Here is a 26,199-nt window from a genome sequence, read left to right as displayed (position 1 = left end):
CCGAGGCGGAAAGGGGCACCATGGAGCTGCGGATCCGCGGCGAGCGCGCCGTGCTGGCCGGCCCGGGCGGGGAGCACGCGCGCGAGGTGGACCCGCACAAGCTCGCGATCGGTGCCGATCTCGCGCAGGCCTTGCACGAGTGGGCGCGCGTGGCGTCCGCGGTCACCGCCGATCCCGGTGCGGAGGCGGGCGCGGTGGTCTCGCAGCGCGGCCGCCAGCTGGCCGGCCGGCTGGCCTCGGTGATGGGCACGACCGTGCGGTTCGTGGATCCGGTGACCGGCGACGACACGGTCGTCGAGCCGCCCCCGCCGTCCGCCGAACCCGGCCACCGGTTCGTCCGGGCGGTGCTCGGCCCGCCCGGCCCACCGGGGGAGCCGACGCCGTGGCTGACCGGGCTGACCGTCTCGGCGTTCATCGCGGCCGTGGTCATCGTGGCCATGCTGGCGCTGGCATCGACGCTGGCCCGCGAGACCAGCGGCTGGCTCGCGTTGGTGGCCTCGGTGATCGTGACGGCCGGGATCACGCCGTCGCTGTGGCTGATCCGCCGCACCCCGATCCTGCGCTGGGCCGCCTACGGCGCGGCGGGCGGTGTCGTGATCGCGTGGATCGGCGTGCTGGTGATCGCCTTCTAGCGCAGCCCGGCGTAGGGGCGCTGGGGTTCAGCCGCGCTGGGAGCGGACCCCGAGGAGCACGTCCTCCCAGGACGGCACGATCGGGTGGTTCTTCTTCGCCTTGGGCCGTGGCTCCGGCACCGCGGTGTCTTCCTCCGGGTCCGCCGGGACGCGGGGGATCTCGCGGGTGTCGTCGTCCGGGTCCGGCTCGGCCGACGGCAGCTCGGCGCGCTCCGGTGCCACCGAGTCCAGCGTCGGCTGGAACTCCGCTTCGCGAGCCGGGTCGAGGGCGCGGACCGTGCGCGGTGCGCGGTATGCGTTCGGGTCCAGGAGGACTTCGGCGTTCTCGTCCAGGGCCGTCACCGTGCCGCCGTGCGCACCCGGCGAGAACGCCCAGTGCGCGCGGTTGTCCGACCGCCCGGCCTTCCAGCGGAGCACGACGACCCAGCGGCCGTCGTCGCCCTTCCAGGAATCCCAGGTGGCCTGCGAATAGTCGTGGCCGCGGACACCGAAGCTGTACGCGACGACTTCGCCGAGCGTCTGCACGTCGGGGCCGTCCTCGCGGACCGGGTGGGCGCTCTGCGCCAGCTCGGCGGTCCGGGACCGCTCGAGCAGCACGGGGTAGGCGTAGCGCTCGACGCGCTGCGCCGAGACACCGGCGCTCGCGGCGACCTGCTCGACGGACTCGCCGGCCCGGATGCGCTGCTGGATCTCGCGTGGCCGCATCTGGCTCTCCAACTCGATTTCGATCTGGCCGAGGCGGGTGATGTCACCCCGCGCCGCCGCGCGCAGTCGCTCATCAGCCGGGAGCAGGAAACGAGTACGGCTCGCCGGGTCTTCGAGCACGATGGACTTCCCGTCCTCGTGCAGTCCGACCACTCGCAGCGCCCGCATTGTTCTCGCCTCCCCGATCTTCTTCACCGTTGTGGGTGCCCACGTTAGAACGGCGCGTCGGCTTGACGTGCGAGGCGCGCCGAGTCTGCACCGAACTGCCCACTGTTCACTTCGCGTCCTCCGCATCCTCGCCTACCCAGGTCAGCGGCAAAGGGGTGACACGCCGGACACGCAAAGTCACGATCGAGTGGATCAAGAGCGGGGCAGCCGGACCGTCACGGTGAGACCGCCTCGCCGGCCGGGCTGGGCTTCGGCGCGGCCGCCGTGGGCCTGGGCCACCGAGCGGACGATCGACAGGCCGAGTCCCGCGTTGCGCGGGTCGCCGGTCCGCTCCGCGCCGGCCAGCCGCCGGAACGGCTCGAACAGGGTCGGTACCGCCTCGGGTGGTACCACCGGGCCCGAGTTCCGGACCTCCAGCGCCGGGTCCCCGCGCACCTCGACGTACACCCAGCCACTGGACGCGTTGTACGTGATCGCGTTGACCACCAGGTTCGTCACCAGCCGCTCGAGCAGCACCGGGTCGCCCGCCACCGTCCGCGGCCGGAGCCGGGTCTCCACCGTCACGCCGGCCGAAGCGGCTTGGGCGGACGTCGCCCGGACGACCGACGCGGCGATCTCGTCCAGCCGCACCGGCGTGCGGGCGTGCAGCCCGCGGTCACTGCGGGCCAGTACCAGCAGCCCTTCGATCATCCGCTCGCTGCGTTCGTTGGTGTGGAGCAGGTGCGTGCCGAGCTTCGCCAGCTCCGCAGGGACTTCGGGGTCGGCCATCGCCACTTCGATCAGCGTCCGCTGCACCGCCAAGGGGGTCCGGAGCTCGTGGGAGGCGTTCGCGACGAACCGCTTCTGGCTGTCGAACGACTCCGCGAGCCGGTCGAGCATGCCGTCGAAGGTGTCCGCCAGCTCCTTCAGCTCGTCCGGCGGCCCTTCGAGGTTGATCCGCCGGTCGAGCTTGCCCACCTCCAGCCGGCGCGCGGCCGAGGTGATGTCGTGCAGCGGCCGCAGCGCGCGGCCCGCCATCAGCCAGCCGAACAGCACCGCCAGCGCCGCCGTCGCCACCAGCGCGATCGCCGAGCCGACCACCAGCGTCGACAGCGTCGAGGAGCGGTACTCGTCGAGCGAGCCGCTGACCAGCCGCACCGCCGGAGCGGGCGAAAGGGTGTCCAGCCGCTCCGCGGTCCCGAAGAGGGCGTCGCCGGCGACCGCCGTCGAGGCGAACCGGGCCGGGTCCGGCAGGGTGCTCTGCACCAGCAGGTAGTTGAGCACGACCAGGACCAGCCCGGCGACCAGGAAGAGCGCGCCGTACCAGGCGGTGAGCTTCGTCCGGACGGACAGGCCGTTCACCGCGTGCCGAACCGGTAGCCGGCGCCGGGCACGGTCTCGATCACCGGCGGGTCGCCGAGCTTGCGGCGCAACGTCATCACCGCGACGCGCACGGCGTTGGTGAACGGGTCCGCGTGCTCGTCCCACGCCTTGTCCAGCAGGTCTTCGGCGCTGACCACCGCGCCCTCCGCCCGCATGAGCACCTCGAGCACGGCGAACTCCTTCGGGGAGAGCAGCAGGAACCGGCCGTCGCGGGCGGCCTGGTGCCGCGGCAGGTCGAGCACGACGCCGTCGCGTTCCAGCACCGGCGGCAACGCCGGCCGCGCGCGCCGCGACAGCGCCTGCACCCGGGCGACCAGCTCGGCGAACGCGAACGGTTTGGTCAGGTAGTCGTCGGCGCCGAGGCCGAGGCCGGCCACCCGGTCGGTGACGTCGGCGGCCGCGGTCAGCATCAGCACCCGCGCCTCGCCGCCGGCCCGGACCACCGCGGCGCAGACGTCGTCGCCGTGCACCTTCGGCAGGTCGCGGTCGAGAACCACGACGTCGTAGCCGTGCACGCCGACGCGTTCCATGGCCTGCTCGCCGTCGTAACAGACGTCGACGGCCATCGAAAACCGCCGCAACCCCTCCGCGACCGAGTCGGCCAGCAGCCGTTCGTCCTCCACCACGAGCACTCGCACCGGCCCAGTCTGCGCAGGCCGGCCATAAGGACCGCATAAGCGACGTCGCTTAGCGCGCCCGAATGCCCCGATCCGTAGACCTGGTACCCATCCGGACGAAAGGAATTCGAGCCATGCGGATACGGATTGCCGTCGCGGCCCTCGGGACGGCCCTGCTGCTCGGGGGCTGCGGCGCGAAGGCCGACGACGGATCGAAGGTCGCCTCGATCTCGACACCGCCGAAGACGGGCGGCCCCGCCGCGGCCGACAACAGCGGCAAGAGCGACGAGGACAAGATGCGCGACTTCGCCAAGTGCATGCGCGAGCACGGCGTCGACATGCCCGACCCGAAGCCCGCCGGCGACGGCAAGGGAATGTCGATCGCGATCCAGGGCGAGGGTGCCGACCGCGGGAAGGTCGACGCCGCGCACAACGCGTGCAAGCACCTGATGCCCAACGGCGGCGAGATGAAGCAGCCGAGCGCCGAAGAGCTCGACAAGATGCGCAAGAACGCCAAGTGCATGCGGGAGCACGGCGTCGACATGCCGGACCCGGACCCGACCGGCAAGGGCGGCATGCGGATCGGCGGCCCCGGTGACGACCCGAAGAAGTTCGAGGAGGCCGCGAAGGCGTGCGGGCTCGGCATGAGCATCCACTCCGAGGCGGCACGGTGACTATTCAAGACGTGAACGACGTGACCCACCTCAAGCCCCGCCGCCGCGGCCGTGCCCGCTGGCTGATCGCGGCCGCGGTCGTCGTCGTGGTGCTGGGCACCGGCTCCGTCGTGATCCTGACGCGGGTGTCGAGCGCGACACCCGTCAAGGAGGCCGCACCGCCCGCGGCCGAGACGGCGGAGGTGGTGAAGACCGACCTCAGCGAAGAAGAGGAGGCCGACGGCACCCTCGGCTACGGCGACGAGTCGGTCGTCGGGGGCCGCAAGCCCGGCACGATCACGTCGCTGCCGGCCGCCGGCGCCACCCTCACCCGCTGCCAGGCGGTGTACGGCGTGGACGCGAAGCCGGTGCCGCTGTTCTACGGCACCCTGCCGTTCTACCGCGACCTCGCCGCGGGCGTGGACGACGGTGCCGACGTCAAGCAGCTGGAGGAAAACCTCAAGGCGTGCGGCTTCGGCGGGTTCGGGACGCCGGACAAGAAGTTCACCTCGGCGACGGCGGCCGCGCTGAAGAAGTGGCAGAAGTCCCTCGGCCTGGAGCAGACCGGCGCGTTCGGCCAGGGCGACGTCGTGCTGGCGGCGGGCGAACTGCGGGTTTCGGCCGTCCAGGCCAAGCCCGGCTCGCCCGCACAGGGCGAGGTGCTGAAGACGTCCGGCACCGTCCGGTCGGTGCAGGTGAAGCTCGACGCGGCCAAGCAGGGTCTCGCCCAGCAGGGCGCGAAGGCGTCCGTGACGATCAACGGGAAGACGACGCCGGGCACGATCACCGACGTCGGGCGGACCGCGGTCGAGGGCAAGGACGCGGCGGGCCAGGACGACGGCAAGCCGAAGATCACCGTGGCCGTCCAGCTCGACGACCCGTCCGTCGCCGGCTCGCTCGACTCGGCTCCGGCGACCGTCCGGTTCACCAAGGACGTCCACCAGGGCGTGCTCGCGGTCCCCGTCGGCGCGCTGCTCGCGCTCGCCGAAGGCGGGTACGCGGTCGAGGTGGACGAGAACGGCAGCCGACGGCTGCTCGCTGTCCGAACAGGACTGTTCAGCGGCGGCAAGGTAGAGGTCTCCGGCACCGGCCTGGCTGCGGGCATGCGGGTGGTGACGACGTCGTGACGCCCGTGCTGCGCGTGCACGAGGTCACGCGCACCTACCCCGGCGGGGTCGCCGCGCTCGACGGCGTCTCGCTCTCGCTGGAAGACGGCGAGATGGTGGCGATCGTCGGGCCGTCCGGGTCCGGCAAGTCCACCCTGCTGCACCTGATGGGCACGCTCGACCGGCCGTCGTCGGGCCGGGTGGAGCTGCGCGGCCACGATGTCGCCGCGTTGCCCGACCGCAAGGTCTCGGCGCTGCGCTCCCGCTGGATCGGGTTCGTGTTCCAGCAGTTCTTCCTCGACGAAGGGATGAGTGCGGTGGACAACGTGTGCACCGGCCTGCTCTACGCCGGGGTGCCGCGGCGGCAGCGGCGCGCGCGGGCACTGGTGGCGCTCGACCGCGTCAAGCTCGGGCACCGGGCGTGGCACCGGCCCGGTGAGCTTTCGGGTGGGGAACGCCAGCGCGTCGCCATCGCCAGGGCCGTGGTCAACGACCCGGCGATCCTGCTGGCCGACGAGCCGACCGGCAACCTCGACACCGGCACCGGTGCTTCGGTCCTTTCGCTGCTCGGCGAGCTGTCCGCGGAAGGCACCACGATCGTCGTGATCACCCACGACCGGGAGATCGCGGCGGGGATGCCCCGCCGGATCGAGCTGCTCGACGGGCGGCTGCGGCTGGACACCGGCCTGGTGGGTGCGCGATGACCTTGGTGCAGCTGCCGGAGCCGGCCCGGCTCAAGCCGCCGGACGTCGTCGCACTCGGCGCCCACGGCATGCGCACGCGGCCGGTGCGCGCGGTGCTTTCCGCCCTGGGCATCGCGATCGGCGTCGCCGCGATGGTGGCGGTGCTGGCGATCCCGGCGTCCGGGGCGCAGGCCCTGCACGACCGGCTGGCCGCGCTCGGCCCCAACCTGCTCACCGCCGGGCCGGGCCAGACGCTCTTCGGCGACAACGCGACGCTGCCGGACGACGCGGTCGCGATGGCCCGGCGGATCGGCCCGGTGCAGGCGGCCGCCGGCACCGGGACGACGTCGGCGAGTGTCCGCCGCAGCGACAAGATCGCCCCGGACGACACGTCCGGGCTGGTCGTGTACGCGGCGCGGCCGGACCTGCTCGGCGTGCTGGGCGGCAAGGTGCGGGTGGGGGCGTTCCTCGCCGCGGGCAACCAGAACTACCCGGTGGCGGTGCTCGGCTCCGAGGCCGCGGCCAGGTTGGGCATCGACCGCCTCGACCCGGCCCGGCCGCCGCAGGTGCTGATCGGGACGCAGTGGTTCACCGTGGTGGGCATCCTCGCGCCGATGCCGCTCGCGCCGGAGATCGAGCGTTCGGCACTGGTCGGCTGGGACGTCGCGAAGCGGCTGCTCGGCTTCGACGGCCACCCGTCCACGGTCTACGTCCGGGCGGAGGAGTCCCAAGTGGACGGTGTGCGCGCGGTGCTGGCGGCGACGCTGAACCCGCAGGCACCGAACGAGGTCCAGGTCCGGCGCCCGTCGGACGCGCTGGCGGCGCAGAAGCTGACGGACACGACGTACAGCGCGTTGTTCCTCGGGCTCGGCGGCGTGGCGTTGCTGGTCGGCGGGGTCGGCGTGGCGAACACGATGGTGATTTCGGTGCTGGAGCGACGGCGCGAGATCGGCCTGCGGCGGGCACTGGGGGCGACGAAGCGGCAGGTCCGCGGGCAGTTCCTGGCGGAGTCGGTGCTGTTGTCCGGGCTCGGCGGGCTGGCGGGGGTGCTGACCGGGGTGCTCGTGACGGCGGGGTACGCGCTGAGCCAGGGCTGGCCCGCGGTGCTGCCGGTGGGCGCGCTGGCGGGCGGAGTCGGGGTCGCGGCCCTGGTGGGCGCGGTGGCGGGGGCGTACCCGGCGGTCCGGGCAGCCCGGCTGGCCCCCACCCAGGCCCTCGCCTGACGCCCCCCACCCGGCCCCCGCCCGAGGGCACTTTCCCGTGAAAGTGCCCCGAACCGGAGTGAGCGGTCCGGAACACTTTCACGGGGAAAGTGACGTTTGAGGGTGGGTGCACGGATGCCGGGTGGGGAGTTACTCCTCGCCCGGCATCCAGCACGTTGGAAGATTCCCCGCCGCCGCAGCCCCGGTGTTGGATGACCGGAGGGGAGAGTGATCGAAGGGGAGGGCGGCTGTGCTGCGAGCCGAGGCTAACCGGCGTGATTTTCTGCGGTGGCTGACAACGGCGGGCGCGGGGCTCGCCGCCGCCGGGGTGGCTCCCGCGGTCTTCGCGCAGGAGGCCGCCGCGGCCGGGACCGAGGTCGTGGTGGTCACCGGGGCGACCGTCGTCGACGGCACCGACGGCCCGGCCCGGCCGAACTCCGCGGTCGTGCTCGTCGGGGACCGGATCGCCTGGGTGGGGCCGGCCGCCGAGGTGCCGCACTGCGGGAGCGCCCGGGTCGTCGACGGCCGTGGCCGCTACCTCGTGCCCGGCCTGTGGGACATGCACGCCCACGGCATCGACTACGAAGACATCTGGCCGCCGCTGTTCCTGGCCAACGGCGTCACCGGCATCCGCGAAATGCAGGGCTACGACGAAAACCGCGTCACCCGCGACAAGATCGTCCGCGGCGAGCTGCTCGGCCCGCGGGTGGTGCTGGCGAGCTCGATCGTCGACGGCCCGGTGTCCCTGCTCGGGCCGCCGGTCACCAAGGTCGCGAACGCCGAGGAGGCGCGGGCCGCGGTCCGGACCGCCGTCACCCAGCGCTCGGACTTCGTCAAGGTGTACTTCTACCTGCCGAAAGACCTGTTCGCCGCGATCGCCGACGAGTGCCACCGCCACGGCCTGCCGTTCGCCGGGCACTGGCCCTACCGGCTCCGCCCGCTCGACGCCGCCCGGGCCGGGCAGCGCAGTTTCGAGCACAACTTCGGGCTGCCGATCGCCACGTCGAGCCGCCGGGACGAGTTCCTCGCCCGCCTCGACGCGACGCCGTTCGACCCGAAGGCCCCGCGCGACTTCTTCAACCTGGCCCGCGAACTCGACCGGCAGGCCGCGCATGCCTACGACCCGGCCACGGCGGCCCGGCACTTCGCCGGCCTCAAGGCCGGTGGCAGCTGGCTCAGCCCGACCTTCGCGGTCAACCGGGTCATTTCCCGGCCCGCCGGCGCGTTCGCGCACGATCCGCGGAACAAGTACGTCCCGCAGGAGGTCCTCGACCTCTGGGCCGACCGGCTGCCGCTGTTCACGCCGGTCACGCCCGAGCAGATCGCCCAGCAGGAGGCCTACTTCGAGGCGCAGCTGCGGCTCGTCGGGGAGGCGCACCGCGCCGGTGTCGGGGTCCTCGGCGGGACGGACTGCCTGAACCCGTACGTCTTCCCGGGGTTCAGCCTGCACGACGAGCTCGACTTCCTCGTCGCGGCCGGGTTCGGCCCGCGGCGGGCGCTGCAGGCGGTGACCCGGGACGCGGCCGCGTTCCTCGGCCGGGCGGACACGGCCGGCACGATCACCCCCGGCAAGGTCGCCGACCTGGTGCTGCTCGACGCCGACCCGCTCGCCGACATCCGCGCGGTCCGGCGGATCGACACCGTCGTGACCGCCGGCCGCGTCCTCGGCCGGGCCGCGCTCGACCGGATGCTGGCCGACGCCGAAGCCGCGGCGAACCGGCCGGCCGCGACGGCGAACGCCAGGTCAGTGCGCTTGCCGGTGCACGGCTGCTGCTGAGCGCCCGGTAATCTCGGCCGGTCGAAGACCTGGTTCGAGGGGGACGTGTGGCGCTCACAGGGCTTTTCCGGGGGTCCGGGTGGCGGAGCCCCCGGCCTGGGGCGGAGCCCCAATCACAGTCGGGGCGGAAGCTGGCGTGGTCGCTTCTGGTGCTCGAGGTCGCCGCCGTCGTGCTGGTCCTCGTGCTCAAGCGGTTCGACGGCCTCGATCTGGAGGTCTACCTGGGCGGCGCGAAGGCGCTGGCCGAGCACGGCTCGCCGTACGACGCCTGGGTGCCGACCAGCCACCGGATCCTGCTGCCGTTCACCTACACGCCGTTCGCCGCCGCGGTCTTCCTGCCCGGCACGCTGCTGCCGTTCGCGGTGACCATGAAGCTGGTCAGCATCGCGTCGATCCTCGCGACCGGCGTCGTCGCGTACCTCTACGTCGCGACGCTCAACGGCTCGCTGACCGACGCCACGAAGGTCCGTGGCCGGACGGTGGCCGTGCTGGTGGCCATCGGCGCGCAGCTCGCGGGGGCGCTGCTCGAGCCGGTGCGCTCGACGCTGGGCTTCGGGCAGATCAACGCGCTGCTCATGGTCCTGGTCGTGCTCGACGTCCTGCTGCCCGGGGAGCGGAAGCGGACGAAGGGCCTGCTGATCGGCGTGGCCGCGGCGATCAAGCTGACCCCGGCCGTCTTCGTCGTGTACTTCCTGTTCCGCCGCGACTTCCGCTCGGCCGCGCGGGTGGTCGCCGGGTTCGTGGTGGCCGGGGCGCTGCTGTGGCTGATCCGGCCGTCGGCGTCCTTCACCTACTGGACGAAGCTGGTCTTCGACGCGGGCCGCATCGGCGGCGTCGACTACGTCGGCAACCAGTCGCTGAAGGGGCTGGTGGCGCGGACCGGGCTGGCGGAAACCGCGGGCAACGTCGTCTGGCTGCTGGCCGCCGTCGCCGTGATGGCCGTGGTCGCGGTGATCATCGTGCGGGCCGCGGAACCCGTGCTCGCGCTCACCGCGTGCGCGCTCGGCGGGCTGCTCGTGTCGCCGATTTCGTGGACGCACCACTGGACGTGGTGCGTGCCGATCCTGGTGCTCGCCGGGTACTACGGCGTCCGGGCCTGGCGCACCGACCGGGTCGTGGCGTGGTGGTCCGGTGCCGTCGTGGTGACGGGCCTGGCGCTGTTCATCGCCGGCCCGATGTGGTTCGCCCCGCGGCCGGCCCCTTCGCCCGGCTGGTGGCTGGCGACGGAGTCCTACGAGCTGTACGGCTTCGCGTTGCTGGCCATCGCCGCGTTCGGCGCCCGCCGCCTGAGCACGAAGAAGGGGACCCCCACCGCCGAAGCGGTGCAGGTCCCCTCCGCGGAGCCTCAGGTCAGCTGAGCCGCTCGACCACGTACTCGATGCTCTGGGTGAGCTTCGTGATGTCGTCCGGGTCGATGGCCGGGAACAGGCCGACGCGCAGCTGGTTGCGGCCCAGCTTGCGGTACGGCTCGGTGTCGACGATCCCGTTGGCGCGCAGCACCTTCGCGACCGCGGCGGCGTCGACGTCGTCGTTGAAGTCGACCGTGCCGACGACCTGCGAGCGCAGGTCCGGGTCCTTCACGAACGGCGTGGTGTAGCTCGTCTTCTCGGCCCACTCGTACAGCCGCGACGAAGAGTCCTTCGTGCGCGAGGTCGTCCAGGCGAGGCCGCCCTGGCCGTTCATCCACTCGATCTGCTCGGCGAGCAGGAACAGGGTGGCCACGGCCGGGGTGTTGTACGTCTGGTCCTTGCGGGAGTTGTCCAGCGCGGTGGTCAGGGACAGGAACTCGGGGATCCAGCGGTCGCCGCCGCCGATCTCGCCGATCCGCTCGACCGCGGCCGGGGAGGCCAGCGCGATCCAGAGCCCGCCGTCGGCGGCGAACGACTTCTGCGGCGCGAAGTAGTAGACGTCGAAGTCCTCGGCCTTGACCGGGAGGCCGCCGGCGCCCGAGGTGGCGTCGATCGCGACCAGGGCGCCCTCGCTGCCTTCGGGGCGGCGGACCGGGACGGCGACACCGGTGGACGTCTCGTTGTGCGCCCAGCCGACCAGGTCGGCGCCGGCTTCGTAGGCGATGTCCGGCGCGCTGCCCGGCTCGGCCTTGACCACGATCGGGTCGGCCAGGAACGGCGCGCCCTTGGTCACGGTGGCGAACTTCGAGGAGAACTCGCCGTAGGTGAAGTGCTGCGCGCGCTCGCGGACCAGGCCGAAGGCGGCCGCGTCCCAGAACGCCGTGGTGCCGCCGTTGCCGAGGATCACCTCGTAGCCCTCGGGCAGGGAGAACAGCTCGGACAGACCCGCACGGACGCGCCCGACGAGGGACTTGACCGGCTTCTGCCGGTGCGACGTGCCGAGGTAGGTGGAGCCGGACTCCGCCAGCGCACTCAGCTGCTCGGCGCGGACCTTCGACGGGCCACAGCCGAAGCGGCCGTCGGCCGGCTTGAGGTCGGCGGGGATGGTCAACTCAGCGTCGGTCATGTGGCCAGTCTCTCAGGTCGGGACGCGGCAGGTAACAGAGGTGGGGCGGTGTCCGACATGTGGAACTGATGACCGATCGACCTCGCTGGCGCTTCTTCGCGTGGTTCGCCGTGGTGGCCGCGGCGCACCTCGCCATCGAAGGCTGGACGGAAACGACGGCGATCGGGCTCCCGATCGGGTTCGCGGTCACGCTGGCGCTGGTCTTCGTCCGCCGCGTGCCGTGGTGGGCGACCGGCGAGGCGCGCCCGGACGGCCGTCGAGGCGTGCAGGTGGCCGTCTTCGGGGTGCTGTGGCTCATGGTGGCCGCCGCGCTCGTCGCCGCGCTCGTCGAACACCCGCCCCACGGCCGTGACGTCTGGTACGCCGCGGCGCTGGTCGCGGGTTTCCTCGGCGCGACGCTGTTCGGGCTGGTCCGGCTGCGGCCGAAGCAGCCGGTCACCCGGCGAGCGGTCCTGCGGCGACGGCTCGCGTCCGCCACGGCAGCGGTGTGGGCGGCCGGCCTGCTCTTCCTCGGCCTCGAGGTCGCGACCATCGTGGGCGACGGCGGCTGGCTGCCCTGGGTGCTGCCGGTCCCGGCGGTGCTGGTCGTGCTCGGCCTGGCCGGGTGCCGGGCCGGCCTGGCCGGCCCGGCGCGGTGCCTGGCGAGCGGCCACTGGACGCCGGTCGCGGCCGCGGCGCTCGACGTGCGGCCGGGCCGGCCGGTCGACGGCTGGGCGGTGCTGCCGGGGGACGTGCGGGTCAAGTTCCACCTGCCCGCGGTGCCCGCCGACATCGCCGCCGAGCTGGTGGACCGGCGACGGCTGTGGCTCGCCGGGTGGCCTTCGGACGAGCTGGTCGCCGGCCTCCCGGACGGGGAGAGCTACGCCGTCGGGCTCATCGGCGTCCACCGCGGTGGGGGTAAAAACACGGTTACCCGACCGCCCCGGCCACCGGTAGCGTCCCGGCCGTGACAACTGTGCAGCAGACCTTCCCGGTGCCGCCGCAAGTGCTGTGGCACGCGCTCCCGGCCGGAGTCGCCGCGATCGGCGGGAAGCAGCCGTTCTACGACGGGCCCCGCGGGTTCGCCACCTGCCGCACCGGGATGTCCTTCCTGAGCTGGGGACAGCACGTCAACGTGACGGTGTCGCCGGTCAACGGCGGCTCGACGCTGACGATCATGACGGTGCTCAAGCTCGGCGTCTTCGACTGGGGCGAGGGCAAGCGCCTCGCCCGCCGCTACGCCGCGGCCGTCGCCTACGCGGCGGGTACCGCCGCCCTGACCTGAGGGTCCCGCTCGCCACCCTGGGGGTGCGAGCGGGACCCGTTCCGGGGGTCAGCGCCAGTCTTCGACGCCGCCGGGCACCGGCGCGGCCGGGTCGTACGGCGTGCGGGTGAAGACGAACGTCGCCAGGTCGAGGTGGGTGGCGACGCCGTCGGCGTTCCGGCCCACTACGAGCGTCTCGCCGGCGTAGTAGCCGTCGAGGCCGACGTAGGTGTCCTCGCCGGTCGCGCGGAAGCGTGAGCTGCGCCCGGCGCCTTCGACCGGCGCGAGCAGCAGCAGCCCGTCGCCCTGGATGCGCAGGTGGTACGGCGTGGGGCCCCAGTGCCAGAGCCCGGTCAGCGCGAGCAGCTCCGGGTCGGCGGGCGACGGCAGCCACTCGGCGGGCAGCCGCGGCTCCAGCTCGTCGGTCATGGTGATGAGGTCGAGGCAGAGCTGGGTGATGCCGACGCCGGACGTCGAGTTGGTGAGCGCGAGCGCGCCGGTCTGCGCGGCCGGGTCGACCAGCGTCACGGCGAGGAACCCGGGCATCGAGCCGGTGTGGCCGGCGAACCGGCGGCCCTGGTAGCGCACGAGCATCAGGCCGAGCCCGAAGCCGGTCGTCCAGACGTCGGTGTCGTCGACGGTGACCATGGTCCGCATCTCGGCGACGGTTTCCGGGGCGAGCACGCCGCCGGTTTCGCCGCCGAGGAACGCCGTCCAGCGGCCGAGGTCCCGGACCGTCGACCACAGCTGGCCGGCGGGGGCCATCGCGCCGGCGTCCGGGCTCGGCTCCGGCAGCAGGACGTCGGCGAAGGGGTGCACGGCGAAGCCCTCGGCGTGCGCGCCGACCGGGTGCGGGGTCGTGCGGGTCATCCCGAGCGGGCCGAGGATCTCTTCGTCGAGCACGGAGAGCCAGCCCTTGCCGCGGTGGCGGGAGACGAGTTCGCCGAGCACGCCGTAGCCGACGTTCGAGTAGTGGAACCGCGCGCCCGGCCGGTGCTTGGTCGCGCCTTCGGCGAGGCTGCCGACCAGCGCGTCCCAGTCCGCGCCGGGGGTCCGCTCCCACCACCGGCCGGGTGATTCGGACGTCAGGCCGGAGGTGTGGGACAGCAGCTGGGCAACGGTGGCGGCGCCGAACGGCGTGCCGGGGACGTGCTTTTCCAGCGGGTCGTTGAGGTCGAGCAGGCCTTCGTCGCGCAGCCGCATGACGGCGGTGGCGACGAGGGTCTTGGTGATCGAGCCCAGCCGGTACTGGGTGTCGGTACCGGGCGTTTCGCCGCCGACGCGTCCCCGGCCACCGGACCAGGCGATCTCCCCGTCCCGCACCACGGCGGCGACCAGCGACGGAGCCCGGCAGGCGGCCTGCTCGTGCGCGATCCGGCGGAGCAGGGCGAGTTCGGTCGAGGCAAGCATGGAGGCATTCTGCCGCGCGCCGCCCACCGCAGCCGTGTCGGCTTCGCAATCACGCGTGTCGGCTTCCTGATCACGCGTGCCGGCCCTTCGGTCACGGCAGGCGGGTCAGCCGAGCAGGTTGCGGGCCATCGCCGTCGTCACCGCGGCGGTGCGGTCCGAGACGCCGAGCTTGCCGAACACCCGCAGCAGGTGGGTCTTCACCGTGGCTTCGCTGATGTGCAGCGCGCGGCCGATGTCGGCGTTGGTGCCGCCCTTCGCGACCAGCCCGAGCACCTCCACCTCGCGGGCCGACAGCGGGTGCGGCTCCGGGTTGCGGACGCGGTTGACCAGCTTCCCGGCCACCGACGGCGCGAGCACCGTCTCGCCGCGGGCCGCCGCGCGGATCGCGTTCGCCAGCTCCGTGCGGGACGCGTCTTTCAGCAGGTAGCCCGACGCGCCGGCTTCCACCGCGCGCAGGATGTCGGCGTCCGTCTCGTACGTCGTCAGCACGACGATCCGGCGGCCGGGCTGCTCGCGCAGGATCCGTTTGGTGGCCCCGACGCCGTCGAGGCCGGGCATCCGCAGGTCCATCAGCACGACGTCGGGCCCGGCGACCCGGTCGAGGGCGACGGCTTCGTCACCGGAACCCGCTTCGCCGACGACCGTCAGGTCCGGTTCCGCCTCGAGCATGCCGCGGAGGCCTTCGCGGACGACCGGGTGGTCGTCGACGAGCATGACGCGGATCAAGCCGGCACCTCCAGGGTGAGTTCGGTGCCGCGGGGGCCACTCCGGACGCTCAGTCTGCCACCGACCTGCTCGGCACGGGACCGCATCCCGCGCAACCCGAACCCGGTGGCGTGGCCGGGGTCGAAGCCGGCGCCGTCGTCGCGCACCGACAGCCGGACCGAACCGTCCACAACGGACAGCCGGACCGAGACCGCCGACGCGGCCGCGTGCCGCCGGACGTTGTTCAGCGCTTCCTGCGCGCCGCGCAGCAGGACCACTTCGCCCGCCATGCCGATCGACGGCAGCGAACCGTCCACTTCGTACTCGACCGGTACGCCCGTCTCGTCGGCCAGCCGGTCGGCCTGCCGCCGGACGGCGTCGACGAGCGAGCCGGCCGCGAGGTCCGCCGGGGCCAGCGCGGCGACCATCGCGCGTGCCTCCGTGAGGTTGTCCCGCGCGGTGCGGGCGGCCAGCTCCGCGTGCCGCCGCGCGGCCGCCGGGTCGCTGTCCAATTCGGACTCGATGGCCTGTGCGAGGGTGACGATGCTGGTGAACCCCTGCGCGAGGGTGTCGTGGATTTCGCGCGCGAGCCGTTCGCGCTCGGCCGCGGTGCCCGCCTCACGGGAGAGCCGGGCGACTTCCGCCTGGCTCGCTTCGAGCTTCGCGATCAGGTCCGCGCGTCCCCGGCTTTCGTCGATGACGTGCCCGATGAACTTGCCGCACAGCACGCCGAAGACGGCCAGGATCGCCGTCATCGGCAGCATGATGTGCAGCGTCGGGCCGGTGAACCCGTCGTTCACGATCGCCGCGGCCGGGTTGATCAGGATGGCCACGGTGGTGAGGACCGCCGCGGGGCGGAACTCGAGCGTCGAGAACAGCAACGGGCACGCCATGAAGAGGATGAAACCGGACGTCCCTTCGGCGAACAGGGCGACGCCGACCAGCGCCAGCACCACGGCGGCGAACGCCCACCGCGGCCCGGCGGGCGAGTCTTCGTCCCGGACGAGCCGGCGGCCCCACAGCAGGTAGGTCAGCGCCAGCGCGGTGAGCGCCCCGGCCGCGACCACCGTGCGCACCGGGTCGGTTCCGTCGAGGATCACCAGCACGGTCGTGGCCAGGTACGCCACCGCGAAGAGGATCTCCCAGAGCCAGTCGAACCGGTCCCAGGCGTCCTTCATTTCCCGTCGGTCCACCGGAACGTCAGCCGCGCCAGCACCGCGCCCGCCACGCACCAGATCGCCAGCACCAGCGCCACCCGCGGAAGTTCCCATGTCCCGGCCATCTCCATCCTCACGGCGCCGTCCGGCAGGAAGACCGACCGGAACCCCTGGCAGATCCACTTCAGCGGGAAGAACGACGCGATGTCCACCATAACTTTCGGCAGGCTCGTGATCGGCGAAACGAAGACGCCGGAGATGAACTGCAGCACCAGGTAGAGCAGCTGCACGATGGCGACCGCGCCGTTGGTGGACTTCGCGAGCGAGCTGACCGCGATCCCGAGCAGGGTGCAGGAGACGATGCCGAGCGCGAACACCCAGAGCAGCGTCAGCCACTTCGCCGGTTCCGACGGCAGTTCCAGCCCGAACAGCAGCACGGCGACCGCGGCCATCAGCACCGTCTGGGCCAGGCTCGACACCGCGACCAGCACCATCTTGCCGATGAAGTACGCCGCCGGCGGCATCGGCGTGCCGCGCAGGCGTTTCAGCGCCCCGGTCTCCCGATCGGCCGAGACGCCGGTCGCGATGCTGTTGAACGACGTCGACACGATGCCGGAGCCGATCATCCCGGCCGCCAGCAGCTGGCCGGAGGTGACGCCGTCGAGCTGCGTCGGACCGTCCAGGATGGACCCGAGCAGGATCATCAGCACCGCGGGCAGGGAAAAGGTGAAGACCACCTGTTCCTTGTGCCGGAAGAACTGCCGCAGCTCGGTGCCGCCGCGGGCCAGTCCCAGGGGAAGGGGGCCGGGCAGCGCTGTCCGGGGGTTCCGGGTGGCGGAGCCCCCGGCCTGGGGCGAAGCCCCGGATGACTCAACGGTCATGCCTTGTCTCCGATCAGGTCGAGGTAGACGTCCTCCAGGCTCGGCCTGGTCACCGTCAGCCCGGCGAGCTCCCTGCCCCCGGCAGAGAGCTCGGTGACGAGCTTGGTCGGGTACGCGGTGCGTTCGACGTGCGCACCGCGTTCGTCGACCCAGCGCACGGTGGCCTCGGCGGCGGCCCGTCCACCCAGGTTCTGCGGGGTGTCCTGCGCGACGATTTCGCCACGGGCGATGACCGCGACGCGGTCGGCGAGCGCTTCGGCTTCGTCGAGGTAGTGCGTGGTCAGCAGGATGGTGGTGCCCTCGGCGGCGAGGTCGCTGATCAGCGTCCAGAACCGGCGGCGCGCCTCGGGGTCGAAGCCGGTGGTCGGCTCGTCGAGGAAGAGCAGTTCGGGGCGTCCGATGATGCCGAGTGCGACGTCGACGCGGCGGCGCTGCCCGCCGGAGAGCGCCTTGACCCGCGTCCCGGCCTTCTCGGTGAGCCCGGCCTTCTCGATCACCTCGTCGGGATCACGCGGGTCGGGGTAGTACTTCGCGAAGTGCCGGACGGTCTCGGCGACGCTCAGCTCGGCGGCGTCGGTCGCCGTCTGCAGGACGATGCCGAGCCGGGCCCGCCAGGCGCGGCCGGCCTGGCCGGGGTCCTCGCCGAGCACGGTGACCTCGCCCGCCGTCCGCCGCCGGTGTCCTTCGAGGATCTCGACCGTCGTGGTCTTGCCGGCGCCGTTCGGGCCGAGCAGCGCGAAGACTTCGCCTTGGGCGATCTCCAGATCGAGCCCGGCCACCGCGAGGTGACCCGGGTACTGCTTGCGCAGGCCGCGCACGCTGACTGCTGTGGTCATGGCTCAAGCCTGGCCGCCGTCGACGGCGAAGCCGACCAACGGCCAGTGGAATCCGGCTGTCCACCGATCGGTGGACACGGGCGCTTGGTTTCCCGTGGAACCACGAAAACGCTGTCATACAAGCAAAAATCCGAACATCCGAGCCTGTGGAACCGCCGCGCGGGTGAACTCGCTGTTGACAAGTTGTCTAACATGACAGAATGTCTCACAAGTGGGTGACCGCCAGCGACGGTGTCCGCCTCTCCGTCACCGTCGACGGCCGGAGCGACGTGCCCACGGTCGTGCTCGTGCACGGCTATCCGGACAACAGCTCGATGTGGGGTGGGGTAGCCGCCGGGCTGGTCGCGAAACACCGCGTCGTCACCTACGACGTCCGCGGGGCCGGACAGTCGGACAAGCCGCCGGGACGCGCGTCCTACCGGCTGGACCAGCTGGCCGACGACCTGCGGGCGGTCGTCGACGAGGTGCAGCCCACCGGCAAGGTGCACCTGGTCGCCCACGACTGGGGCTCGATCCAGGCCTGGCACGCCGTCACCGGGGACGGGCTGCGCGGGCGGATCGCCTCCTACACGTCGCTCTCGGGCCCGAGCCTCGACCACGCCGGCGCGTGGTTCCGCGCCCAGCTGCGCCGCCCGACGCCGAGGCGGCTCAAGAACGCGCTGCGCCAGTTCCTGCACTCGTGGTACATCCTCGCGTTCCAGGTGCCGATCGTCCCGGACCTGCTGTGGCGCACCGGCCTGCTGGGCAAGCAGATCCAGCGCATGGAGCCGGACGCGGCCCGCCCGGAGAAGTCCGACGGCCTGCACGGCCTCCAGCTCTACCGCGCCAACATGTTCACCCGGCTTTCGCGGCCCGCACCCGCGTCCCGCCGACATCCCGGTGCAGGTGCTCGCCCCGACCGGCGACTCCTACGTCACGGCGCCGCTGCAGACCGAAGTCGCCCGCTGGGTGCCCGACCTGCGGATCCGCCGGATCGTCGGGTCGCACTGGGTGACCAGGGCCCGGCCGGACGTGGTCGCCGCCGCGGCCGCCGAGCTGATCGAACACGCCGAAACCGGCACCGAAAGCCGCGCGCTGCGCCGGTCCCGCGCCGGCGCCGGGCCGTTCGCGCACAAGCTCGTCGTCGTCACCGGGGCGGGCAGCGGCATCGGCCGCGCCACCGCGCTGGCCTTCGCCGAGCGGGGCGCCGACGTCGTCGTCACCGACATCGACGCATCCAGTGCCGCGGAAACCCTGAAGCTGCTCGGAGAACACGGACTCGCCGAGTACACAGTGGACTCCTCCGACGGCGCGGCCGTGCACCGCTTCGCCGAGCGGGTCCGCGCCGAACACGGCGTCCCGGACATCGTGGTCAACAACGCGGGCATCGGGATGTCCGGCCCGTTCCTCGACACGTCCGCCGAAGACTGGGAACGCGTCATCGACGTCAACCTCTGGGGCGTGATCCACGGCTGCCGCGCGTTCGCGCCGATGCTCGTCGAGCGCGCCGAAGGCGGCCAGATCGTCAACCTCGCTTCGGCGGCCGCCTACCTACCGTCGAAGATCCTTTCCGCCTACGCGACCACGAAGTCCGCCGTGCTGACGCTGAGCGTCTGCCTGCGGGCCGAGCTGGCCGCGCACCACATCGGCGTCACGGCGGTGTGCCCGGGCATCGTCAAGACCGGCATCACCGGCACGACGACGTTCGTCGGGGTGTCCGAAGAGGAGCAACGCCGTCGGCAGGAGGAGAGCTCGAAGCTGTACGCGCGGCGCTGGTTCGGTCCCGAGGGCGTCGCGCGGGATATCCTGCGTGCCGTGGAAAAGGACCTCGCGATCGCTCCGTCCACTCCGGAGGCGAAGGCCGCGTTGGTCCTTTCGCGACTGACGCCCGGATTGCTGCGTGCGGCGGCGAAGCTGGACCTGACGCCGTGAGCCGGCCGCGGCGGATGTCGCCGCAGGCCCGCCGCGACGACCTGATCCGCGCCGCCCTCGACCTGTTCGGCTCGCGGGCGCCGGAGCTGGTCACGGTGGACGACATCGTCGCGCGCGCCGAGGTGTCGCGGCCGTTGTTCTACCGGTACTTCTCGAGCCTGCGCGACCTGCAGGTCGAAGCGCTGCGCACGGTCACCGACGGGCTGATCGACGGCCTGGCCGGGCTCGAGGAGGGCCCGCCCGAAACCCGGCTCCGCGCCGCCGTGCGCGGCCTGATCGACGTCGCCGACCACTACCGGGCGGGGTACATCGCCCTGCTGCGCAGTGGTTCGGTGATCGCGACGTCCGAAACGGACGCGGCGATCGACGAGGTCCGCCACCGCGCGGTGGCCCTGATCCTGGACGCCCTCGACGTCACCGACCCCTCACCACTGCTGTCCCTGACGCTCCGCTGCTGGACGGCCGTCGTCGAAGGCGCCCTCCTGAGCTGGCTCCAGGAACGCACGCTACCGCGCGAGTCCCTGGACACCTGGCTCGTCGACCAGCTCACCGCCATGCTCACCACCACGGCCGCCCACGACCGAAGCGGCACTTTCACGTGAAAGTGCCCCGGAGGCCCCCTCTCCGGATCACTTTCCCTAGGAAGTGATGTGGAGGGGGCATCTCCGGAACACTTTCCTAGGGAAAGTGCGGTCTTCGGCGTGCGTCAGTGCTTGGTGACGAGCTCCCAGCCCTCGACGTCCTCGGGGCTGCGCGGCGCCGGGCCGACGTACTTGGCCGACGGCCGCACCAGGCGCCCGGTCCGCTTCTGCTCCAGGATGTGCGCGGCCCAGCCGGCGGTGCGGGCCGAGCTGAACATCGCGGGCATCATGTGCGGCGGCACCTGGGCGAAGTCCAGGATGACCGCGGCCCAGAACTCGACGTTGGTCTCGATCGGGTGATCCGGACGCCGCTCGCGCAGCTCCTTCAGCGCGGCCTGTTCCAGTGAGGCGGCCGCCTCGTAGCGGGTCGCGCCGAGCTCGCGGCAGGTCCGGCGCAGCACGCGCGCCCGCGGGTCCTCGGCCCGGTAGACGCGGTGGCCGAAGCCCATCAGGCGTTCCTTGCGGTCGAGGATGCCCTTGACCAGGCCTTCGGGGTCGCCGGTGCGCTCGACCTCTTCGATCATCGGCAGCACGCGCGCCGGGGCGCCGCCGTGCAGGGGGCCCGACATGGCGCCGATGGCGCCCGACATGGCCGCCGCGACGTCGGCGCCGGTGGACGCGATGACGCGGGCGGTGAAGGTCGAGGCGTTGAGACCGTGTTCGGCGGCCGACACCCAGTACGCGTCCAGGGCCTTGACGTGCGCGGGGTCCGGCTCGCCGCGCCACCGGACGAGGAACCGCTCGGTGATCGAGTGGGCTTCGTCGACGCGGGCCTGCGGCACGGCGGGCCGGCCGATGCCGCGGGCCGACTGGGCGACGTAGGACAGCGCCATCACCGAGGCGCGGGCCAGCTGTTCGCGGGCCTCGTCGTCGGTGATGTCGAGCAGCGGGCGGTACCCCCAGATCGGGGCGAGCATGGCCAGCGCGGCTTGGACGTCCACCCGGACGTCGCCGGTGTGCACCGGCAGCGGGAACGGCTCGGCGGGCGGCAGGCCGTGACCGAACCGGCCGTCCACGAGGAGGCCCCAGACGTCACCGAAGGTCACCTTGCCGGCGAGGTCCTCGATGTCGACGCCGCGGTAGCGCAGGGCACCGCCGTCCCGGTCGGGTTCGGCGATCTCGGTGTGGAAGGCGACGACGCCCTCCAGGCCCGGTCGGAAGCCGTCGTCGGGTTGGCCGGACGGCTGTGGCTTGCTGATCGTGGAGGTAGTCACTGTTTCGCGGAACCTTTCGGTGCGCTTTTCCCCGGCTGGTTGCTGCTGGTCGCGCGGTTGGAGGAAGCGCACTGAATGCGCGCCACATCGCACGGATGGATAGACCTTGCTCTCTTGACCGGCCACTGGCAATCGAAAGATACGGTGGTTTCGGTCACGATTACGAGAACGATTCAGTCACCGAGGTCGCCAGTCAGGAGAATTTTCACCACTCAGTGTGACGAAGTCCAGGTAAATCCTGTGTTTCCGAACCCGGCGCCGCCGTGTTTCGGGTGGTAGACCTAGCGCATGCACCTCAGCCCGCAGGAGCGCGACAAGCTGCTCATCCACGTGGCGGCCGACGTCGCGCGGAAGCGGCTGGACCGCGGTGTCCGGCTCAACTACCCCGAGGCGGTCGCGCTGATCACCGACCACGTCCTCGAAGGCGCCCGCGACGGGCGCACGGTGAGCGAGCTGGTCGCCGGCGGCCGGTCCGTGCTCTCCCGGGCGCAGGTGCTCGACGGCGTGCCGGAGATGGTCGACTCCGTGCAGGTCGAGGCCACTTTCCCGGACGGCACGAAGCTCGTCACCGTGCACGACCCGATCGTGTGAGGAGCGGCTGATGCGTCCTGGCGAGATCATCCCCGGCGACGAGCCGGTCGAGCTGAACCCCGGCCGCGCGCGCGTCCGGCTGCCGGTCCGGAACCTCGGCGACCGGCCGGTGCAGGTCGGCTCGCACTACCACTTCGCGGCGGTGAACCCGGGGCTCGAGTTCGACCGGGACGCCGCTCGCGGCCACCGGCTCGACGTCCCGGCGGGGACGTCGGTGCGGTTCGAGCCGGGCATCGAGCGCGAAGTCGATCTTGTCCCGCTCGCCGGGGCGCGCCGCGTTCCCGGTCTGCGGTCCGAATTCTCGGGATCCTTCGAGGTTCTTCCTCCCGCCGAGAAGGCATAGGAGCTGCTGAATGCCGCAGATCGACCGTGAGCGCTACGCCGAGCTGTTCGGCCCGACCACCGGCGACCGGATCCGGCTCGCCGACACCGACCTGCTGATCGAGGTCACCGAGGACCGCTCGATGGGCCCCGGCGGCTCGGGCGACGAGGTGCTCTTCGGCGGCGGCAAGGTCATCCGCGAATCCATGGGCCAGGGCACGGCGACCCGTGCCGAGGGCGCGCCCGACCTGATCATCACCGGCGCGGTGATCCTCGACCACTGGGGCGTGGTGAAGGCCGACGTCGGCGTGCGCGACGGCCGGATCGTCGGGATCGGCAAGGCCGGCAACCCGGACACGATGGACGGCGTCGACCCGGCGCTGGTCATCGGGCCGTCCACCGAGGTGCTGTCCGGCAACGGCAAGATCCTCACCGCCGGCGGCATCGACTGCCACGTCCACTTCATCTGCCCGCAGCTCGTCGACACGGCGCTGGCCGCCGGGCTGACCACTTTGGTCGGTGGCGGCACCGGCCCGAACGAGGGCACGAAGGCCACGACCGTCACACCCGGCGCGTGGAACCTCGGTCGCATGCTGTCCGCCATGGACGGTTATCCGGTGAACGTCCTGTTGCTGGGCAAGGGGAACACCGTCCGGCACGAGGCACTGCGCGAGCAGCTGGCGGCGGGCGCGGGCGGGTTCAAGCTCCACGAGGACTGGGGCACCACGCCGGCCGCCATCGACGCGTGCCTGACCGTCGCCGACGAAGCCGGGGTCCAGGTGGCCATCCACACGGACACGCTGAACGAAGCGGGCTTCCTGGAGTCCACTGTGGAGGCCATCGGCGGGCGTTCGATCAACGCGTACCACACCGAAGGCGCCGGCGGCGGGCACGCGCCCGACATCATCCAGGTCGTCTCGCTGCCGAACGTCCTGCCGTCGTCGACCAACCCGACCCGCCCGCACACCGTCAACACCCTCGACGAGCACCTCGACATGCTGGTGGTCTGCCACCACCTCAACCCGTCGGTGCCCGAAGACCTCGCGTTCGCCGAGAGCCGCATCCGGCCGACGACGATCGCCGCCGAAGACGTGTTGCACGACATGGGCGCGATCTCGATGATGAGCTCCGACTCGCAGGCGATGGGCCGGATCGGCGAGGTGATCATCCGGACCTGGCAGACCGCGCACGTGATGAAGCGCCGCCGCGGCGCGCTGCCCGGCGACGGCGCGGCCGACAACCTGCGCGCACGTCGTTATGTCGCCAAATACACGATCAACCCGGCCATCGCGCACGGCATGGAAACCGAAATCGGCTCGGTCGAGGTCGGCAAGCTCGCGGACCTCGTCCTGTGGGAGCCGAAGTTCTTCGGCGTCCGCCCGCACGTGGTGCTGAAGGGCGGCTTCCCGGCCTGGGCGGCGATGGGCGACGCGAACGCGTCCATCCCGACCCCGCAGCCGGTCATGGCGCGGCCGATGTTCGGCGCTTCGATCGGGGCCGCGCTGAGCCTGCACTTCGTCGCACCGTCCGCTTTGGACAGCGGCCTGCGGGAGACGTTCGGCATCACGCGTCCGCTCGTCGCGGTGTCGAACATGCGCGCGCGGACCAAGGCCGACATGGTGCTCAACGACGCCACGCCGGACGTCCGAGTCGAGCCGGACAGCTTCGCGGTGCACGTCGACGGCGAGCTGATCGAACCGCAGCCGGTGACGGAACTGCCGATGGCGCAGAGGTACTTCCTCTTCTGATGGACCTTTCGGCGCTGATCCTCGCGGACTCCCGCTTTCCCGGCGGTGGGCACGTCCACAGTGGCGGGCTGGAGGAAGTCGTTTCGCGGAAGCTGGTGACTTCCGTGCGCGATCTGCCGGGGTTCCTTTCCGGACGGCTGCGGACGGCGGGTTTCCTGGCCGCGGTCTTCGCGGCCGCTTCGGCGCACGCGGCCGCGCGGTCCGTCCCGTCCGGACATTGGGCGCGGCTGGACGCCGAGCTGGACGCGCGGACGCCGTCGCTCGGGCAGCGGGAGGCGTCGCGGGCGCAGGGGCGGGGAACCGCGCGCGCCGGCCGGATCGCCTGGCCGTCGCCGGTGCTGACCGCAATGCTGGCGGAGACGCCGCGCCCGCACCACCCGGTGGTCCTGGGTGCTTTGACCGGGGTCGCCGGTGGTTCGCCGTACGACGCGGCGATGGCGGTGGCCTACCTGGCCGTGAGTGGTCCGGCGAGTGCCGCGGTGCGGCTGCTGGGACTGGACCCGTTCGCGGTCAACGCCGTGGTCGCGCGGCTCGATCTGCGTTCGGTTTGTTCGGATGCGGCCGCCGTGGCGGGAGACGATCCGGCGTCGCTGCCGTCGCCGGGGTCGCCCGCGTTGGATTTGTTCGCCGAGGCGCACGCCCGGCACCACCAGGAAGAGGTGCGTCTCTTTGCCAGCTGAAAGTCACGGTCACGGACACGGGCACGTCCACCCGGTCAACTTCGATCCGACGGCCGCCGAGCCGGACCACTACGACGCGGCGCCCACCGCGGGCCGGGCGTACCGGATCGGCATCGGCGGCCCGGTCGGCTCCGGCAAGACGGCGCTGACCGCAGCGCTGTGCCGGGCGCTGGGCGACGAGGTGAACCTCGCCGTCGTCACGAACGACATCTACACGACGGAGGACGCGGACTTCCTCCGCCGGGCCGGGGTCCTGGACCCGGAACGGATCGAGGCGGTGCAGACGGGCGCCTGCCCGCACACGGCGATCCGCGACGACATCACGGCGAACCTCGACGCCGTCGAGCGGCTGGAGGAGAAGTTCCCCGGCCTGGACCTGGTGATCATCGAAAGCGGCGGTGACAACCTGACCGCGGTGTTCAGCCGCGGCCTGGCGGACAGCCAGATCTTCGTGGTCGACGTCGCGGGCGGCGACAAGGTGCCGCGCAAGGGCGGCCCCGGCGTCACGACGGCGGACCTGCTGGTCATCAACAAGATCGACATCGCCCACCTGGTCGGTGCGGACATGGCCGTGATGACGTCGGACGCGCACCGGATGCGGGGTTCGCTGCCGGTGATCACCCAGTCCCTTGTGGACACCCCGGACGCGCCCGCGGTCGCCGGCTGGGTCCGTTCCCTGCTGTGAAGGCCCACGCGCGGCTGACGGCGTGCTTCGACGGCTCGCGCACGGTGCTGCGGGAGCTGAGCTCGATGGCCCCGCTGACGTTGTTCCCCCGCCGCCGGTCCGGGGCGACGGCGGTGGTGCACCTGGTCAACTCGGCGACGTCTCCGCTGGGCGGGGACGACCTGCTGCTGACCGTGCGGGTCGGGCCGGGTGCTTCCCTGCGCTTGTCGGGGGTGGCGGCCACGTTGGCCCTGCCGGGCCTGCACGGGGAGGGCTCCTTGTCCACTGTGGACCTGGTGGTGGAGCAGGGTGGGTCGCTGGAGTACCTGCCGGAGCCGACGGTGGTCACGGCGCGAGCCCGGCACGCCGCGGTGTTCCGGGCTTCGCTGGCGCCGGACGCGTACCTGCACACGCGGGAGGTGCTGGTGCTCGGGCGGGCCGGGGAGAGCCCGGGTTCGATGACGACTTCGCTGTCGGTCACCCGGGGCGCGGTGCCGGTGCTGCGGCAGACGCTGTCGGTCGGGGACGCGGGCTTGGACGGGAGCCTGGCGGTGCTCGCGAGCCGCCGGGTGCTGGCCACGGACCTGGTGGTCGGCGGGCCGGAGCTGCCCGCGGCATCCGGTGAGTGGTGGTCACGCAGCCCCCTCGCCGCGGGCGGCACGCTGGTGACTTCGCTGGCTCCGGACGCGGTGACGGCGATGAAGGGGCTGAGCGAGGCGGGGGTCGTGGCGTTCTGAGCAGCCCCCGATTTCCACGCTACCGGGAGGGACCGACGGTTTCGGGTGGATCGCGCCGCTCGCCGGGGACGGACGCAGGA

Annotated in this window: 26 protein-coding genes and 1 pseudogene; 17 read left to right on the top strand and 10 right to left on the bottom strand. The window is 72.3% G+C overall.

Annotated elements, in window-relative coordinates:
* The first annotated feature begins 20 nt into the window (after positions 1-20).
* Entirely contained in the window at positions 21-632 is a 612-nt protein-coding gene (locus ACLJQE_RS00600; RefSeq protein WP_410636939.1) for a DUF2537 domain-containing protein, read from the top strand.
* A gap of 27 nt (positions 633-659) precedes the next feature.
* Here the strand turns inward: ACLJQE_RS00600 and sepH are convergent, their stop codons facing one another.
* The 3 genes from sepH to ACLJQE_RS00585 all read right to left on the bottom strand — a co-directional run bounded on the left by sepH (position 660) and on the right by ACLJQE_RS00585 (position 3,505).
* Positions 660-1,505, bottom strand: coding sequence for a septation protein SepH (sepH, locus tag ACLJQE_RS00595; RefSeq protein WP_410636938.1), 846 nt, complete (start codon positions 1,503-1,505; stop codon positions 660-662).
* A gap of 192 nt (positions 1,506-1,697) precedes the next feature.
* On the bottom strand, positions 1,698-2,846 hold the full coding sequence (locus tag ACLJQE_RS00590; RefSeq protein WP_410636937.1) for a sensor histidine kinase: 1,149 nt from the start codon (positions 2,844-2,846) through the stop codon (positions 1,698-1,700).
* Positions 2,843-3,505: a response regulator transcription factor gene (locus ACLJQE_RS00585; RefSeq protein ID WP_410636936.1), complete on the bottom strand. Its 663-nt coding sequence runs from the start codon at positions 3,503-3,505 to the stop codon at positions 2,843-2,845. Before ACLJQE_RS00585 ends, ACLJQE_RS00590 begins: the two co-directional genes overlap by 4 nt.
* Positions 3,506-3,618: 113 nt before the next feature.
* Here ACLJQE_RS00585 and ACLJQE_RS00580 point away from each other — a divergent pair, with 113 nt between their 5' ends.
* The 6 genes from ACLJQE_RS00580 to ACLJQE_RS00555 all read left to right on the top strand — a co-directional run bounded on the left by ACLJQE_RS00580 (position 3,619) and on the right by ACLJQE_RS00555 (position 10,263).
* The gene (locus ACLJQE_RS00580; protein ID WP_410636935.1) at positions 3,619-4,158 is read left to right on the top strand and encodes a hypothetical protein; all 540 of its coding nucleotides are present in this window, start codon (positions 3,619-3,621) and stop codon (positions 4,156-4,158) included.
* Between the two features lie 11 nt (positions 4,159-4,169).
* Complete coding sequence (locus ACLJQE_RS00575; RefSeq protein ID WP_410636934.1) at positions 4,170-5,264, top strand: peptidoglycan-binding protein; 1,095 nt, start codon at positions 4,170-4,172, stop codon at positions 5,262-5,264.
* Positions 5,261-5,947 carry an ABC transporter ATP-binding protein gene (locus ACLJQE_RS00570; RefSeq protein ID WP_410636933.1) on the top strand — a complete coding sequence of 229 codons (687 nt, stop codon included), beginning with the start codon at positions 5,261-5,263 and terminating at the stop codon, positions 5,945-5,947. The genes ACLJQE_RS00575 and ACLJQE_RS00570 overlap by 4 nt, the downstream gene beginning before the upstream one ends.
* The gene (locus tag ACLJQE_RS00565; RefSeq protein ID WP_410636932.1) at positions 5,944-7,149 is read left to right on the top strand and encodes an ABC transporter permease; all 1,206 of its coding nucleotides are present in this window, start codon (positions 5,944-5,946) and stop codon (positions 7,147-7,149) included. The genes ACLJQE_RS00570 and ACLJQE_RS00565 overlap by 4 nt, the downstream gene beginning before the upstream one ends.
* A 229-nt stretch (positions 7,150-7,378) precedes the next feature.
* Positions 7,379-8,905 (top strand): amidohydrolase family protein, encoded by a 1,527-nt coding sequence (locus tag ACLJQE_RS00560; RefSeq protein ID WP_410636931.1) that lies wholly within the window; start codon positions 7,379-7,381, stop codon positions 8,903-8,905.
* 146 nt (positions 8,906-9,051) lie between these two features.
* A complete protein-coding gene (locus ACLJQE_RS00555) occupies positions 9,052-10,263 on the top strand; it encodes a glycosyltransferase 87 family protein (RefSeq protein WP_410638265.1) in 1,212 nt (403 codons plus the stop codon).
* Here ACLJQE_RS00555 and serC read toward each other — a convergent pair.
* Positions 10,256-11,380, bottom strand: coding sequence for a phosphoserine transaminase (serC, locus tag ACLJQE_RS00550; RefSeq protein WP_410636930.1), 1,125 nt, complete (start codon positions 11,378-11,380; stop codon positions 10,256-10,258). The two genes, ACLJQE_RS00555 and serC, sit on opposite strands and share 8 nt — an antisense overlap.
* Positions 11,381-11,448: 68 nt before the next feature.
* Between serC and ACLJQE_RS00545 the strand changes: the two genes are divergently transcribed.
* Complete coding sequence (locus ACLJQE_RS00545; protein WP_410636929.1) at positions 11,449-12,330, top strand: hypothetical protein; 882 nt, start codon at positions 11,449-11,451, stop codon at positions 12,328-12,330.
* The gene (locus ACLJQE_RS00540; RefSeq protein ID WP_410636928.1) at positions 12,327-12,644 is read left to right on the top strand and encodes a hypothetical protein; all 318 of its coding nucleotides are present in this window, start codon (positions 12,327-12,329) and stop codon (positions 12,642-12,644) included. Before ACLJQE_RS00545 ends, ACLJQE_RS00540 begins: the two co-directional genes overlap by 4 nt.
* A 48-nt stretch (positions 12,645-12,692) precedes the next feature.
* Here ACLJQE_RS00540 and ACLJQE_RS00535 read toward each other — a convergent pair whose 3' ends face one another.
* The 5 genes from ACLJQE_RS00535 to ACLJQE_RS00515 all read right to left on the bottom strand — a co-directional run bounded on the left by ACLJQE_RS00535 (position 12,693) and on the right by ACLJQE_RS00515 (position 17,612).
* Positions 12,693-14,033, bottom strand: a complete 1,341-nt coding sequence (locus ACLJQE_RS00535; protein WP_410636927.1) for a serine hydrolase domain-containing protein — start codon at positions 14,031-14,033, stop codon at positions 12,693-12,695.
* 105 nt (positions 14,034-14,138) lie between these two features.
* On the bottom strand, positions 14,139-14,759 hold the full coding sequence (locus ACLJQE_RS00530) for a response regulator transcription factor (RefSeq protein ID WP_410636926.1): 621 nt from the start codon (positions 14,757-14,759) through the stop codon (positions 14,139-14,141).
* Positions 14,756-15,916, bottom strand: a complete 1,161-nt coding sequence (locus ACLJQE_RS00525) for a sensor histidine kinase (RefSeq protein WP_410636925.1) — start codon at positions 15,914-15,916, stop codon at positions 14,756-14,758. Before ACLJQE_RS00525 ends, ACLJQE_RS00530 begins: the two co-directional genes overlap by 4 nt.
* A complete protein-coding gene (locus tag ACLJQE_RS00520; protein ID WP_410636924.1) occupies positions 15,913-16,776 on the bottom strand; it encodes an ABC transporter permease in 864 nt (287 codons plus the stop codon). Before ACLJQE_RS00520 ends, ACLJQE_RS00525 begins: the two co-directional genes overlap by 4 nt.
* Positions 16,773-17,612 carry an ABC transporter ATP-binding protein gene (locus ACLJQE_RS00515; RefSeq protein WP_410636923.1) on the bottom strand — a complete coding sequence of 280 codons (840 nt, stop codon included), beginning with the start codon at positions 17,610-17,612 and terminating at the stop codon, positions 16,773-16,775. Before ACLJQE_RS00515 ends, ACLJQE_RS00520 begins: the two co-directional genes overlap by 4 nt.
* Before the next feature lie 215 nt (positions 17,613-17,827).
* Between ACLJQE_RS00515 and ACLJQE_RS00510 the strand changes: the two are divergent.
* Together ACLJQE_RS00510 and ACLJQE_RS00505 are read left to right on the top strand one after the other, a co-directional pair.
* Positions 17,828-19,523 (top strand): annotated as a pseudogene (locus tag ACLJQE_RS00510) (SDR family oxidoreductase).
* 14 nt (positions 19,524-19,537) lie between these two features.
* A complete protein-coding gene (locus ACLJQE_RS00505; RefSeq protein WP_410638264.1) occupies positions 19,538-20,125 on the top strand; it encodes a TetR/AcrR family transcriptional regulator in 588 nt (195 codons plus the stop codon).
* 104 nt (positions 20,126-20,229) lie between these two features.
* Here the strand turns inward: ACLJQE_RS00505 and ACLJQE_RS00500 are convergent, their stop codons facing one another.
* The gene (locus ACLJQE_RS00500) at positions 20,230-21,378 is read right to left on the bottom strand and encodes a citrate synthase 2 (protein ID WP_410636922.1); all 1,149 of its coding nucleotides are present in this window, start codon (positions 21,376-21,378) and stop codon (positions 20,230-20,232) included.
* Positions 21,379-21,666: 288 nt separating this feature from the next.
* Here ACLJQE_RS00500 and ACLJQE_RS00495 point away from each other — a divergent pair, with 288 nt between their 5' ends.
* From ACLJQE_RS00495 to ACLJQE_RS00470, 6 genes are read left to right on the top strand one after another with little or no spacing between them, the layout of a single operon-like run.
* A complete protein-coding gene (locus tag ACLJQE_RS00495) occupies positions 21,667-21,969 on the top strand; it encodes an urease subunit gamma (RefSeq protein WP_410636921.1) in 303 nt (100 codons plus the stop codon).
* Between the two features lie 10 nt (positions 21,970-21,979).
* A complete protein-coding gene (locus tag ACLJQE_RS00490; RefSeq protein WP_410636920.1) occupies positions 21,980-22,312 on the top strand; it encodes an urease subunit beta in 333 nt (110 codons plus the stop codon).
* Between the two features lie 10 nt (positions 22,313-22,322).
* A complete protein-coding gene (locus ACLJQE_RS00485) occupies positions 22,323-24,038 on the top strand; it encodes an urease subunit alpha (protein WP_410636919.1) in 1,716 nt (571 codons plus the stop codon).
* Positions 24,038-24,718 (top strand): urease accessory protein UreF, encoded by a 681-nt coding sequence (locus tag ACLJQE_RS00480; protein ID WP_410636918.1) that lies wholly within the window; start codon positions 24,038-24,040, stop codon positions 24,716-24,718. The genes ACLJQE_RS00485 and ACLJQE_RS00480 overlap by 1 nt, the downstream gene beginning before the upstream one ends.
* Complete coding sequence (gene ureG / locus ACLJQE_RS00475) at positions 24,708-25,403, top strand: urease accessory protein UreG (RefSeq protein WP_410636917.1); 696 nt, start codon at positions 24,708-24,710, stop codon at positions 25,401-25,403. Before ACLJQE_RS00480 ends, ureG begins: the two co-directional genes overlap by 11 nt.
* The gene (locus ACLJQE_RS00470; RefSeq protein WP_410636916.1) at positions 25,400-26,119 is read left to right on the top strand and encodes an urease accessory protein UreD; all 720 of its coding nucleotides are present in this window, start codon (positions 25,400-25,402) and stop codon (positions 26,117-26,119) included. Before ureG ends, ACLJQE_RS00470 begins: the two co-directional genes overlap by 4 nt.
* Positions 26,120-26,199: the final 80 nt, after the last annotated feature.

Origin of the sequence: Amycolatopsis sp. lyj-346, assembly GCF_046548975.1 — a bacterium.
GTDB lineage: Bacteria > Actinomycetota > Actinomycetes > Mycobacteriales > Pseudonocardiaceae > Amycolatopsis.
This window is presented reverse-complemented; position numbering and strand designations above follow the sequence as displayed.

Excerpts from the sequence above, each read along its gene's own strand:
- ACLJQE_RS00600 (WP_410636939.1), top strand. The coding sequence starts at position 21 with ATGGAGCTGCGGATCCGCGGCGAGCGCGCCGTGCTGGCCGGCCCGGGC.
- sepH (WP_410636938.1), bottom strand. The coding sequence starts at position 1,505 with ATGCGGGCGCTGCGAGTGGTCGGACTGCACGAGGACGGGAAGTCCATC.
- ACLJQE_RS00580 (WP_410636935.1), top strand. The coding sequence starts at position 3,619 with ATGCGGATACGGATTGCCGTCGCGGCCCTCGGGACGGCCCTGCTGCTC.
- ACLJQE_RS00565 (WP_410636932.1), top strand. The coding sequence starts at position 5,944 with ATGACCTTGGTGCAGCTGCCGGAGCCGGCCCGGCTCAAGCCGCCGGAC.
- serC (WP_410636930.1), bottom strand. The coding sequence starts at position 11,380 with ATGACCGACGCTGAGTTGACCATCCCCGCCGACCTCAAGCCGGCCGAC.
- ACLJQE_RS00545 (WP_410636929.1), top strand. The coding sequence starts at position 11,449 with ATGACCGATCGACCTCGCTGGCGCTTCTTCGCGTGGTTCGCCGTGGTG.
- ACLJQE_RS00535 (WP_410636927.1), bottom strand. The coding sequence starts at position 14,033 with ATGCTTGCCTCGACCGAACTCGCCCTGCTCCGCCGGATCGCGCACGAG.
- ACLJQE_RS00525 (WP_410636925.1), bottom strand. The coding sequence starts at position 15,916 with ATGAAGGACGCCTGGGACCGGTTCGACTGGCTCTGGGAGATCCTCTTC.
- ACLJQE_RS00520 (WP_410636924.1), bottom strand. The coding sequence starts at position 16,776 with ATGACCGTTGAGTCATCCGGGGCTTCGCCCCAGGCCGGGGGCTCCGCC.
- ACLJQE_RS00515 (WP_410636923.1), bottom strand. The coding sequence starts at position 17,612 with ATGACCACAGCAGTCAGCGTGCGCGGCCTGCGCAAGCAGTACCCGGGT.
- ACLJQE_RS00505 (WP_410638264.1), top strand. The coding sequence starts at position 19,538 with ATGTCGCCGCAGGCCCGCCGCGACGACCTGATCCGCGCCGCCCTCGAC.
- ACLJQE_RS00495 (WP_410636921.1), top strand. The coding sequence starts at position 21,667 with ATGCACCTCAGCCCGCAGGAGCGCGACAAGCTGCTCATCCACGTGGCG.
- ACLJQE_RS00490 (WP_410636920.1), top strand. The coding sequence starts at position 21,980 with ATGCGTCCTGGCGAGATCATCCCCGGCGACGAGCCGGTCGAGCTGAAC.
- ACLJQE_RS00485 (WP_410636919.1), top strand. The coding sequence starts at position 22,323 with ATGCCGCAGATCGACCGTGAGCGCTACGCCGAGCTGTTCGGCCCGACC.
- ACLJQE_RS00480 (WP_410636918.1), top strand. The coding sequence starts at position 24,038 with ATGGACCTTTCGGCGCTGATCCTCGCGGACTCCCGCTTTCCCGGCGGT.